This is a genomic window from Paludibacterium yongneupense DSM 18731, from assembly GCF_000422925.1.
Lineage (GTDB): Bacteria > Pseudomonadota > Gammaproteobacteria > Burkholderiales > Chromobacteriaceae > Paludibacterium > Paludibacterium yongneupense.
In genome coordinates, this window is record NZ_KE383959.1 from 64,052 (window position 1) to 75,668 (window position 11,617).

The window sequence follows — 11,617 nt, forward strand, 5'->3', positions numbered from 1 at the left end:
CCCTCGGGGTGGCAGGATGCATGGGTGAAGGTCACCCTCTTGTGCCCTGAAGCCAACCGTCCCGGGCGCCATCAGTGTCCGACCGAAGACGGATCGACCGTTCGCATGGCCTTGGGCGCAAGGCAGATCGCGGCGGATGCGGCCAGAAATACGAAGCCGATCACAACCATCAGCCCATTGGTCGCCAACAGCAGACTCTGCCCGGTCACCATCATATTGGTCAGTTCGCGCCCGGCTTGCGTGAGTACGCCGCCCTGTCGGAGCGCCGCCGTCGCCTGCCCGCTGTGGTCGACCACATTGGCCAGTTCGGCGTGAGCGATATAGCTGCGGTCCTGCCAGGAGGTCGTGACCAGCGAAGTGGCAAAGGCACCGGAAAGGGTGCGCACGAAGTTCATCAACCCGGCGGCCGAGGCCGTTTCCTCTTCATTCACCGACCCCATAGCCAGACCGGTCAGCGGCACGTAGTACATAGGCATGCCAATGCCCATGAAAAACAGTGGCACACAGATCGCCCAGTAACTCATGTCCGACGTCGCCAGCGAACGCCAGAACGTGTCGCCGGCAAGCCAGAACGTTCCGAAGAAAATCAGGTAGCGAGCGTCGATCCGATTTGCCAGATTCGCCGCGATCGGGGAGAAAAGAACGGAAAGCACGCCCCCCCATGCGACCACCAAACCGGCCCAGGTCGTGGTGTAACTCATGTTGTACTGGAGCCAGAGCGGGGTCAGTACATTGAGTCCGAAGAAGGCGCCGAAGGCCAAAGCGAGAACCAGCATGCAGGATGAAAATCCCCTATGGCGGAATACGCGCAGATTCACGATCGGATCTTTTTCGGTCAACTCCCAGATCAGGAAAGATACGAAGCCGATTGCGGCCGTGACCGCCAGAATCCGGATCTCGTCCGACGAGAACCAGTCCAGATCCTTGCCTTCGTCCAGCATGATCTGCAACGAAGCGACCCAGATCACGAGCAGAAGCATCCCGACCTTGTCGATGCGGCTTCTCACCGTGGGGTCCTCGTAGTTCTTGAGCATGCCCCAGGCAATCACGCTGAACGCCGCTGCCATCGGCACGTTGATGAAGAAAACCCAGGACCAGGAGTAGTTGTCGCACAACCAGCCTCCGAGCACAGGTCCCACCACCGGAGCCAACAGCGTGGTCATGGCCCACAGCCCCATGGCCTGCATGGACTGTTCCTTGGGAAAAATCCGCAGCAACAGTGTCTGCGACAACGCCAGCAACGGTCCGCCTGCCATGCCCTGCATCACGCGCATGCCGATGAGCATGCCGAGCGACGTCGACATGCCGCACAGCAGCGAGAAGACGCCGAACATGGCCACGGACAGACAAAATACCCTGACGCCTCCGAATCGGGACGACAACCATCCCGTCAGCGGGACGGTAATCGCTTCGGCGACCGCGTACGAAGTGATCACCCATGTCCCCTGACTCGAACCCGCGCCAAGCGCACCCGCCATATTGGGGACGGTCACGTTGGCAATAGTCATATTGAGGACGGCGACGAAGTTGGCCATGGCCAGGATGATGCCGCCCAGCCAGAGCATCCCGCCTTTCAGACCGGCATGCTGTCCTTGCTCGTGCGGCATGTTCGACACGGCGTGTTCCATGCGATTCTCCCGATCAAGACTTGTTGCGCAGATCGACGGTTACGTCCATCGACAGGCCGACTCTGAGCGGGTGCGCCACCAGCTCCGCATCGTCGAGGCGGACCCGGACCGGCAACCTCTGCACCACCTTGATCCAGTTGCCCGTGGCGTTCTGCGCAGGAATCAGCGAGAAGGCGGCGCCGGTACCGCCATCGAAACCCGCGACGACACCGTGGTAGATGACTTTGCTGCCGTACAGATCGGAAACCAGTTCGACCGGCTGTCCCGGACGCACCCGCTCAAGCTGGACCTCCTTGAAGTTGGCGTTCACGTAGATGTCTTGCACGGGAACGACCGACAGCAAGGGGATGGAAGGCTGAACGCGTTGCCCGAGCTGAACCTGGCGGCGAGCGACCACACCATCGACAGGCGCCCGAATCACGGTACGCCCGAGGTCCACCTTTGCTCTATCGAGTCTTGCCTGGGCCAGGGCGACGCTGGCAACGGCGGCATTCAGGGCGGCCAGAGCGTTGTTGGAACCATCCTTGATCTGGGTGAGCTCGTCGCCGGAGATGGCCCCTGTTCCGACCAGCGCCTTTCTGCGCTGCAGATCGATACCCGCGCGTTCGAGGCTGGACCGTGCGGCAGCCTCCTGCGCCTGTGCGCGGGCAAGGTCGGCCTGTGCCTGACGCATGGCAAGGACGGCATCGGTATCGTCCAGCTTCAGCAGAATATCGCCACGCGCGACCTTCTGACTGTTGCCCACTTTCACTTCGGCGACCAGACCTTCGACCTGCGAGGTAACCGTCGCAACGTCGGCATCGGTATAGGCGTTGTCGGTGGAGACGAAGCGGGAACCGATCATCTTCCAATACATGCCGTACCCGCCGCCGACAGCCGCAATGGCGATGGCAAGCAGAGCGAACAGATGTTTACGTTTATTGCTGGGTTGTGAAACCGATACGTCGGTGTTCGACAGCGGCATAGACTGACTCATTGAATTGCTCCTGAATATTTCCAAAATCGATTACCTGCCTGCCGGACTCGTGCCTTCATGGCTCTGAAATCCACCGCCGAGGGCACGTACCAACGCAACATCGAGGCTCATGGCACGGGCTTCCACATCCGCCTGGGCGCGCTTGGCGGAAACCAGCTCGTCCTCCGCCGTCGTCACGTCCAGATAGCTGGCCAACTGGCCGCGGTAGCGTTGATTGACAATGTCGTAGGCTTTGCGGGCTGCGATGACGGATGACCGGGTCGCGCGAAGTTCCGCCCCCAGTGCCTTGCGGCTTGTAGCGGCATCGGCGACTTCATGCAGCGCGTTGCTGAGGGTCGCGTCATAGTTCGCCACCGACATCTCGTACTCGGCGTGGACCCCGCGCAGTTGCCCTTGCAGTCTTTCGGTATTGAAGATAGGCAGGGATAAGCCAACGCCGGCATCGCCGATATCGGAACCCGACTTGCCGAGGTTGTGGATACCGAGAGATTGCATGCCCAGCATGCCGATCAGATTCACGCTCGGATAAAAGCCGGCCTTGGCCTGATCGATGCGCCGGGCAGCGGCCTCGGTGCGCAAACGTGCGGCCACGACATCCGGACGGCGGCCGAGCAGATCCGATGCCAACCGGGGCGGCAAACCGGTGGAAACGGGGATGTGCGCCGTCGGGCGCTTGATCGCCAATCCACGGTCCGGACCCGCGCCGAGCAGCGCCGCAAGCGCATTTTTCTGCAAGGCGATACGCTCGTCGCTGGCATGAAGATTTGCTTCCGCCTCGTCCTGACGCGCTTCGACGCGATTCACGCTGGCCATGGTTTCCATCCCGTTGACGTAACGCTGCCGGAATAGCGCAGCCGTTTTACTGCGCAGCGCCAGCGCTTCCGCGTCGGCATCGCGTACCGTGTACAGGTGGGACAACTCGGCATAGGCCGAAGCAATGGATGTCGATAGCAGCAGACGCGCCTCGGCTGTCTCGACCAGGCTGGCCTGCTGCTCGGATGTTGCGGCGGCCAGAGCCGAACGGTTCTTGCCCCAGAAATCGAGCTCCCACGACATGTTCAGGGTCGCCTGGCCGTAGTCATGCCAGTTCTTCGGCACGGCCCCCGGAAAATCGCCCTGCGGCATCAGATAGTTGTAACTCTGCTTGGTCTCGTCCAGCGCGGCATTTCCCGAGACTTCGGGCAGGCGCGTCGCACCCGCGCTCTGCACCATGCCGCCGGCCTGATGGAAGCGCGCCTCAGCCACTTTTAACGTCGGCGAACCGTTCAGCGCTTCGGCGATCAGGGCGTCAAGTTGAGCGTCCGCATAGGCGCGCCACCAGCCGTCGCCAGGCCATACGCCGGCAGGTGCGTCGAACGACTTGGCGGAATCGAGATTCGCGACCGGGTTGACCGTCGGCAACGCCCCCAGATCCGGGATCTGGGCACAACCTCCCACCGCGAGAAAGCCGGTGGTCATAATCGCCCTTAGTAACCACCGCCGGTTGCGGTGAGAGGAAGTTGATGATGTTCTCATGGATTGCACTCGTTATGTACTGTACGGTACAGTTTATAATCTTGACATCACCACCGTGTCAAGCAAAAATGTACCGTACAGTACAAGTTGATGTTTTCTGCAAACAGAGAGAGGTCGGAGAATGAAAAAGGGCGATGCCAAACGGCAGGCGATCCTGGAGACGGCGTATCGCCTGTTTCGCGATATGGGATTTGATCAGACGTCGATGTCGGAAATTACCGCTCAGGTCGGAGGATCGAAAGCCACCTTATACAGTCACTTCGCCTCGAAAGAAGAGCTGTTTGCCGAATGCATGACGGCAGCCATCGATCAGTGTTTTGAAAACACCCTTTCCAGTCTCGACAACGCTCGCGGCGATACCGAGACGGTGCTGCGCGACTTCGGCGTCAGCTTTCTGCGCTTCGTCGCGTCGAGCGACATGATCGCCGTAAGGCGTCTGATGATTTCAGAATCGTCGCGTCTGGGTATCGGAAAACTATTTCTAGGCAAGATCAACGCGCTCCGTGACCGGATAGCGGTTTTTCTTGCTACCGGCATGGATTCCGGAGCGCTGCGCCGCGATGATCCCATCCTTGCCGCCAACCAACTGCGTGGACTGCTGGAAGCTGAAATCGTAGAACCGCTGCTGCTTCAAGAGGAGCCGCAGCCAGGGGATACCGAAAGGACCCGTTCGGCGCAACGCGCGATCGATGCGTTTCTCAGGGCTTATGCCCCTTGACCGATGTCGGCACTGCCTGCAGGATTGAGCGGGCGGCTGGCCGCCGCCCGGCGTTGCGCGCCGTAGCCACGACTCCCTGGCACGCACTCGCCCCGTCGATGCCACCCGCCCGGGGCCATCCGGATCCGGATACCGCTTTTCCAGATTTTCCAGATAGGCTCGCGATACAAAAGGGGCTTCAACAAGAAATCGTTCAAGCCGCGCTTGGCCAGGCAGGCGAAACTGGCCCCACCCATCGCGAATTCAGGCATCGTCTCCGCAAGACGCTCGTGCGTCTCGTTGGCCGTAGTCGACAAGCGGGCATCCAGGATCTGCACCGATAAGGCAATAAAATCGGCTTCGGCAGCAGAAACAGGAACATCGAGCCCGAGCAGAAAAAAGTCAGGATGCCGGCGCCCATGATCGGCATAGTCTTCGATCAGGCGCTTTGCAATCTGCCACGCGCTCATGCTCTGCCACTCCCCGGCAGAATGGGCGAGCAAGGGGTAAGCATCTCGCTGATAACCGAGCCACACAATCGCGCTGTATTCGATTTAAATGGTCTCGGTAATGGTTCAGGCACCCTTTAAAATTGGAATATTTTGAGTTTTCACACAGTCTGCGACCAAAGCGGCCAATGACACTCAGGCCCAAATATGTCCGCAATGTATAGGGCAGCGGACATCGTGCGGGCCGATGTCCAGTGAAAATTATCAGGAGACAAACTCATTTACCGCGACCAAGCAGGTGCCATCCTTAGAAGCTGGCTGCGGCGCACAAAATAGATCACCAGACCTCGCAACATCATGCTCTATATGGCGCTTATTAACAGCGAACGCCAGGATGGGCCGCCCCTGCCGTACCACAGCCCCTCTTCATCCAGTACCTGCCTAAGCGATGCCCATGGTCATGACCAGCATCCCGATCTCGTGGAGATCGGTTTTGAAGGGGATCTCGCCCAGGGGGCGGAACCCGCTCCGCTGGTAAAACTGCTGTGCACCCGTATTGCTTTTCAGCACATCCAGCCAGAGTTGTTGCTGAGCGTGTTGCCGGGCACAGGCGACAATATGGTCGAGAAGTTGCTTGCCATAGCCTTTGCCCACGCAGGCCTTGGTGAAGTAGATCTTCTGCAGCTCAGCGCCACGCTGTCCCTGGATGGGTTCGGGCATCGCCCAGTTGATTTTGGCGAAGCCCACCGGTTCCCGACCATCCGCTTCATAGGCCAAAAGCCAGAGATGGTGGGCCGGTGAACCAAAGGTGGTGCGCAAAGCATCCGTCGTAAAGTCAGCAGCGAGAAATCGCTCAATGCCGTCAGGCGTCCAGAGCGAGGCGAAGTGATCGCGATAGGTGATCGAGCCAATGTACTGAATGGTCTCGATATCGTGTTCAGTCGCGGGCCGAATCGTCAGCGCTTCCATCCTGTCGTACTCCTTGCATTGAATGCTATCGAAAAGCTCTTGTCTGGCGAGATTGCGTTCCTGCAAGCACCCCGCCCCCTGCCATGACGGCCGCATTCCCGCCGTGAACTGCGGCAGAAATGCCAGAGTGCCAGAACATGAAGACCATCCAGAGTCCACATGGTTACCGTACGCTCAGCGACATCGCCTGCATGAGCGCCCGAGGCTGAGTTGTGCCGATGAAGACGCCGTCGAGCAAAAAGCCCTTGACTGACATCTGCGGCAAAAGAACCACTCAGGGCAGGAAGGTCCGGACAACGGCGCGTACAGCCGGCTAGCCTTCCCTATAGATCCCATTCTGCCGAAGAGAAGCCGAGCGCACCAGCGCCACCCAGAGCAGGTTTTCCCTGACCGCCGGCGGAAGGCATGGCGATCACGGCTACCGAAGGCGGCGCCGACGAGTGCTTTGGTCGCAAGGGCGAAGCCATTGAGGCTGTAGGCAATGACAATTCGCTGTAGCCGAGACGGCAGTAATTCCACATCCGGTCAGCCGATGTTCGCGCGGCCGATTCGGAGAGTCGAGCGTGTATGAGCCTGTCAGAATTTCTGTGTGACATGAGCCCATTGAAGGCCTACTATCGCCATGAGCCGCCATTTATCATTACTGTAATCGCCTACTTTTAGTCAAAGCACATATGCCTACTCGTGTCGGTGCTGGCACCTATACTCTGACAATGTCTCTCGCAGTGATCGCCTATGCGCTGGCGACCAGGTATGCGTCCGAGACGCTCGTTGTAGACCATGTATTGAGTCGGGCAGGCCTTCACTACTGGGTTGCTACCTTCGGCACCATGGTCGGTGTCATGTTTTGGCCTCTTTCGGCAAGCCGGATGCGGGATCTCAACTTTCCCGGTTGGACGGTGAATATTCTGGCCTTTCCGTTGATTGCAGTCATCATCCTGCCGCTGCTGTGCTTTTTGTCTGGTCCCCGTTGGACCAATGACTATGGCGACCCGCCAGCCCGCTCCAGTATCCTCAAGGTGTTCTGCGCCTGTACGTTCTTTGCCTTTGCGGTTCTTCTTACATACTCGGCGTTATTCGCATACCACCGTGCAGACTATCTCCTGTCCATTGGTGCGCTCTGACCCTTCCGTCGGGAGGCCGCCATCACCGAACCCGGGGCGGTCAGCAGCGACGTAAGCACACACGCAGGCCCCCCTCTCCGCACTGAAAGCCTTTGCGAAAATGGGAGAGACACCGATCATCGAGGCTTTTATTGCTGAAGCCGGGATCGCGCGCAGAACGCTCTACAATAATTTCCCTAGCACAGCGGAATTGCGGCTTGCCACGCGGGCATGGCTCGGCGCCAATCTCATCGAATCGATCGAAACCGAAACCGAAACCGGCGGACTGGACGATCCGCTGCCCTCATTGCGTCGCTCACCGATTTCGATCGAGACCGACTGGTCTATAGAACAACCTCTGGCCAGTCACCCGCAAGAAAGTTGAACAGGCTTGCAATCGCGTAGGCAAAACGGCGCGACAACACTTTCTTCGGCCTATTTCCCTATACGGACGAATGTCATTGTCGGGCTTGAATGCCGATAGCCATATTTTCTTGGCGAGCATCGTCGATTGCGCTTTCAACGGCGTCAGACGAGGCAGCCTGCGCAGCACTGCGGTAAGCCTTCGGCGAATGGCCTGTCATACGCTTGAAAGCGTTACTGAACGCACTCTCGGAGGTATAGCCGAGCGATCGGCCTACAACCGCTACAGGGGTTTTCTCTTCCCGTAGAGCACGTTCGGCAAGGCGCATACGCCATTTGGCGAGATAGGTCAGCGGCGCGTTGCCCGCACTCGTCCTGAAGTGGGAAGCGAATGTTGTTCGGGACATCGCGCACGCCCTGGCGAGTTCATCGAGATGCCAGGAACGCGAGGGATCGCCGTGCATCAATCTCAGAGCTGGCGCGATACGCGGGTCGCCCAATGTCCGTAGCCACCCGGCCGAGATAGGGCCTGATGTTTTCAGATGAATCCGCAGAACGTGAATGAAAAAAAGCTGTGAAAGCTGAGCCGAGACGAGCTGTGCCCCAGGCAAATCAGATCCACGCTCATTGACAAGCTGATCGAGAAGCCAGCGGAGAGTCGCTGTCTGCCGTGACGTAGCCCGTATGTGAATCCACGGTGGCAGGACATCCGCCAGTAATCGGCCGCTCGCCTGATCGAGCAGGACGTGGCCGCCGATGTGGGCGAAATCATTGCCATCCCCCAGTACCGCCGTCGATCTACCCGCACCGGAAAACACGCTCATCGCCTCGATGGGCGCGACGGCTGGATCACTGGCCAACACGAAAGCACGTTTCGCCATCAGCAGACCAACGTCCCCGGTGCCGAAATGGATCGGTTCGGCTTCGCCCTCGATGCAAAGCCAGCAGCTACCTTTCACCACGGCGAAGAACTTTATATTGCTTGGCTTCGGGAAACGAATGGCCCAGGCGCCGCCAGCGGTGAAACCACCCGTCACCAGCGATTCGGCATTGGTCAGCCTAAGAATGTCAGAGAATGGATCGTCACTCAATCTCGTACTCACGCGCAAATATCCAGCACTATATCGCATTAACAATACGAGCGCAGCGCCTTAAACTCGCAAACAGCGACTTGGCAACCATCACTATGGAGATCGACATGAACAACAAGGAAGAGCGGGTACTCGTCACAGGGGGAACCGGATTCATTGCGCAGTACTGCATTCTGGCACTGCTGAACCGCGGCTACCACGTGCGAACCACGGTGCGTTCATTGACACGGGAAGCCGAGGTGCGCGACAACCTGAAAGCAGGCGGCGCAGAACCGGGCGACCGACTGTCGTTCTTCACCGCCGATCTGACCGCGGACGAAGGCTGGGCCGAGGCTGCGGCCGGGTGCATCTACGTGATACACGGGGCTTCGCCGACACCGACCGGCAATCAAACCAGTGAAGAAGAATGGATCCAGCCTGCGGTGGATGGCAACTTGCGTGTGTTACGTGCGGCACGCAATGCCGGCGTCCGGCGCGTCGTGCTAACCTCAGCCTTCGGTGCGATTTGTGCCGGGCATGGCCAGATGAAGCGGCCTTTCAACGAGACCGACTGGAGCGACCTGACGAGCAAGAATGTCTGGCCCTACCAGAAATCCAAGACACTGTCGGAACGGGCGGCTTGGGAGTTTGTCGCCGGCGAAGGCCAGGGCCTGGAGTTGTCCGCCATCAATCCAGTCACTGTGCTGGGGCCGGTGCTCGGTGCCGACTATTCGCATTCCATCCGCCTCATCAAGAACATCATGGATGGCCAGCCGGGAATCCCCAGGATCAATTCGGGCTTTGTCGATGTACGCGACGTGGCCGACTTGCATCTGCGCGCCATGACTCACGAAGCGGCCAAGGGCGAACGCTTTCTGGCGATAGCCGGCGAAAGCATGTGGCTGGCCGAAGTGGCCAAGGTGTTAAAACAGCGCATGGGGCTGGCCGCCGACAAGGTTTCGACACGGGTGCTACCCAACGCGATGGTACGTTTGGGCGCGCTTAAAGATCCGGCATTGCGAGGGGCAGTGCCATTGCTGGGCCTGAACCTGAATGCCACCAGCGAGAAGGCCATGCGATTACTTAGCTGGTCGCCGCGTTCACGCGAGGAAGCCATCGTTGCCACTGCCGAAAGCCTGGTCCGACACGGGTTACTGAGCGATGCAAACTGACAGCTGCCAAGTGCGAAATAGAGCCGTCGTGCGATCTCCGCTATTTTCTCGACCTCTCTATCGTTGTTTCATGGCTGGTTGCAAAAAACGGCATCCATTGAGCAATATCGGCGTTCCGCGACCGAACCTCGCCGTCAGCCTCGATCTGATATCTGACGCTGGAACCGGGCGACGATGAATGTCGCCTTTGGGTTGCAGCCGCAGTCGGAGACAACCATCGGCCATCGACGGAGCGAGCGGTAGTTATCGAGCCAGAAGAGACACCGGCTTTCCTGCCGTCATAGCCGCAACGCGGCTGATCGAACCAGCCCAAGGTCAAGGACTGACAGACTTGAAGTAATAGCTTGTCGAGCAAGGCTCTCCGTTAGGCATCAACGCGTAGTTCGGAATATCTCCCGCCTTCAGCCAGCCTGTTCTCGCATAAACGCGCGATGCATCGCTCCCGGTGACGGTGTCGAGTACCAGCGTCGTCTTTCCTAATTCACGCGCCTTCACCTCGAGCGCAAGAAGCAATCTCTCGGCGATGCCTTGGCGACGCACGCGGCGATGGACCAGCATCTTGCTCACATCGGCACGGTGAGGCTGGTTGTCGGGCATGTCGATAACCAGCGTCAGTGTGCCGCAAATGCGGCCCGCCTCGTCCTCGGCGACAAACAGATGCCGCTCGCCTGCAGCGACGGCGGCCGCTACCTTGTGCCAGAACGCTTCAGGGCGGCCGGCAGCCAGGGGCAGCATGAAGCCGACCGATGCCCCACCCTCGACGCAGTCGCGCAGCACTTCAGCCAGTTCACCCACGCGTGCAGCGGCTTCGACGGCGTGGAGTTCTCGAATCGTGCTCATGTTTTGGCTCCTGTGAGGGCGACGAGGTAGCGGGCCGACTCTGCGCCGGGATTGTGGAATTGGATGGGTGCATTCAAGCGCATGGCCAGGCAATCGCCAGGATTCAGCTTCCACTGCTCGCTGCCATGGACGATCTCCATGACGCCGTCGATCATCCAGACGAGTTGGTGGATGTCGACGTCTCGTTCCGAGGTCTCGAACATGAGGCGCTGCCCGGGAGGGAACAGAACTTCGACGAGTTGAAGCGGGGAGACGCCAGCCGGCGACACGTTGCGGCGCCGGTAGCCGGAGGCAGGGTCGTCCCATACGGGCTGCTCGGCCACACGGATCAGCGGCGACGGCGCGTCAGTAACTGGCGTCTCCTCGAAGATTGACGCCACACTGACACCCAGGGCCGAGGACAGCTTGTCCAGCACGACCGCTGTCGGGCTGCTTTGCCCTCGTTCAATCAGCGAGATGTTTGAGCGGCTGACCCCGCTCCTGTGGGCCAGCGCTTCAAGGGACAGCCCTCGGGAGGAGCGCAGCTCATTCAGGCGGCGTCCGATGCGTTGTGTGATAGTCATTGCATCCAGTTTAATAGATATTAATTCCATTATCCAGGACGACGTGCATTTCTTCAACGTCGTGTTGTAAAAGGATATGGGATCAGACTCTATCCAGGCGCAAGACCATGTGGCGTGTCACCGCGCCGGAGTTTCAAACGGATCGACTCGAAGGGACAGGCTATTGCCGGCCATGAACCGGGGCTTGTCCTGAGGCTTGGCTTGATAGAACCCTCAAAAAGGGCAACTTCTGCTATTTGGCGCGGTTCATCCCCGCGGTCGCGGGGAACAGC

At 59.3% G+C, this 11,617-nt stretch carries 12 protein-coding genes; 4 read left to right on the top strand and 8 right to left on the bottom strand.

What is annotated here, in order from left to right; translation table 11 throughout:
- Positions 1–71: 71 nt before the first annotated feature.
- The 3 genes from G520_RS0118310 to G520_RS0118320 are packed head-to-tail and all read right to left on the bottom strand — an operon-like array spanning position 72 to position 4,062.
- Positions 72–1,628, bottom strand: a complete 1,557-nt coding sequence (locus tag G520_RS0118310; protein WP_246542672.1) for a DHA2 family efflux MFS transporter permease subunit — start codon at positions 1,626–1,628, stop codon at positions 72–74.
- Positions 1,629–1,641: 13 nt separating this feature from the next.
- Complete coding sequence (locus tag G520_RS0118315) at positions 1,642–2,604, bottom strand: efflux RND transporter periplasmic adaptor subunit (protein WP_028536923.1); 963 nt, start codon at positions 2,602–2,604, stop codon at positions 1,642–1,644.
- A gap of 30 nt (positions 2,605–2,634) precedes the next feature.
- The gene (locus G520_RS0118320; protein WP_036666536.1) at positions 2,635–4,062 is read right to left on the bottom strand and encodes an efflux transporter outer membrane subunit; all 1,428 of its coding nucleotides are present in this window, start codon (positions 4,060–4,062) and stop codon (positions 2,635–2,637) included.
- Between the two features lie 178 nt (positions 4,063–4,240).
- Between G520_RS0118320 and G520_RS0118325 the strand changes: the two genes are divergently transcribed.
- The gene (locus G520_RS0118325; protein WP_028536925.1) at positions 4,241–4,837 is read left to right on the top strand and encodes a TetR/AcrR family transcriptional regulator; all 597 of its coding nucleotides are present in this window, start codon (positions 4,241–4,243) and stop codon (positions 4,835–4,837) included.
- Here G520_RS0118325 and G520_RS0118330 read toward each other — a convergent pair.
- The gene (locus G520_RS0118330; protein WP_028536926.1) at positions 4,825–5,286 is read right to left on the bottom strand and encodes a hypothetical protein; all 462 of its coding nucleotides are present in this window, start codon (positions 5,284–5,286) and stop codon (positions 4,825–4,827) included. The genes G520_RS0118325 and G520_RS0118330 overlap by 13 nt on opposite strands.
- 420 nt (positions 5,287–5,706) lie before the next feature.
- Positions 5,707–6,234, bottom strand: coding sequence for a GNAT family N-acetyltransferase (locus G520_RS0118335; protein ID WP_036666538.1), 528 nt, complete (start codon positions 6,232–6,234; stop codon positions 5,707–5,709).
- A 674-nt stretch (positions 6,235–6,908) separates the two neighbouring features.
- On the opposite strand from G520_RS0118335, the gene G520_RS0118345 reads away from it, so the two are divergent.
- Positions 6,909–7,358, top strand: coding sequence for a DUF805 domain-containing protein (locus G520_RS0118345; protein ID WP_084637703.1), 450 nt, complete (start codon positions 6,909–6,911; stop codon positions 7,356–7,358).
- Positions 7,359–7,458: 100 nt separating this feature from the next.
- Positions 7,459–7,722, top strand: coding sequence for a hypothetical protein (locus G520_RS0118350; RefSeq protein ID WP_028536929.1), 264 nt, complete (start codon positions 7,459–7,461; stop codon positions 7,720–7,722).
- 73 nt (positions 7,723–7,795) lie between these two features.
- Here the strand turns inward: G520_RS0118350 and G520_RS0118355 are convergent, their stop codons facing one another.
- A complete protein-coding gene (locus tag G520_RS0118355) occupies positions 7,796–8,791 on the bottom strand; it encodes an AraC family transcriptional regulator (protein ID WP_211222875.1) in 996 nt (331 codons plus the stop codon).
- Between G520_RS0118355 and G520_RS0118360 the strand changes: the two genes are divergently transcribed.
- Positions 8,776–9,942, top strand: coding sequence for an SDR family oxidoreductase (locus tag G520_RS0118360; RefSeq protein ID WP_211222876.1), 1,167 nt, complete (start codon positions 8,776–8,778; stop codon positions 9,940–9,942). The genes G520_RS0118355 and G520_RS0118360 overlap by 16 nt on opposite strands.
- A gap of 315 nt (positions 9,943–10,257) precedes the next feature.
- Here the strand turns inward: G520_RS0118360 and G520_RS0118365 are convergent, their stop codons facing one another.
- Both G520_RS0118365 and G520_RS0118370 read right to left on the bottom strand, forming a co-directional pair.
- The gene (locus G520_RS0118365) at positions 10,258–10,782 is read right to left on the bottom strand and encodes a GNAT family N-acetyltransferase (RefSeq protein WP_028536932.1); all 525 of its coding nucleotides are present in this window, start codon (positions 10,780–10,782) and stop codon (positions 10,258–10,260) included.
- Positions 10,779–11,345: a helix-turn-helix domain-containing protein gene (locus tag G520_RS0118370; protein ID WP_028536933.1), complete on the bottom strand. Its 567-nt coding sequence runs from the start codon at positions 11,343–11,345 to the stop codon at positions 10,779–10,781. The genes G520_RS0118365 and G520_RS0118370 overlap by 4 nt, the downstream gene beginning before the upstream one ends.
- Between the last annotated feature and the right edge of the window lie 272 nt (positions 11,346–11,617).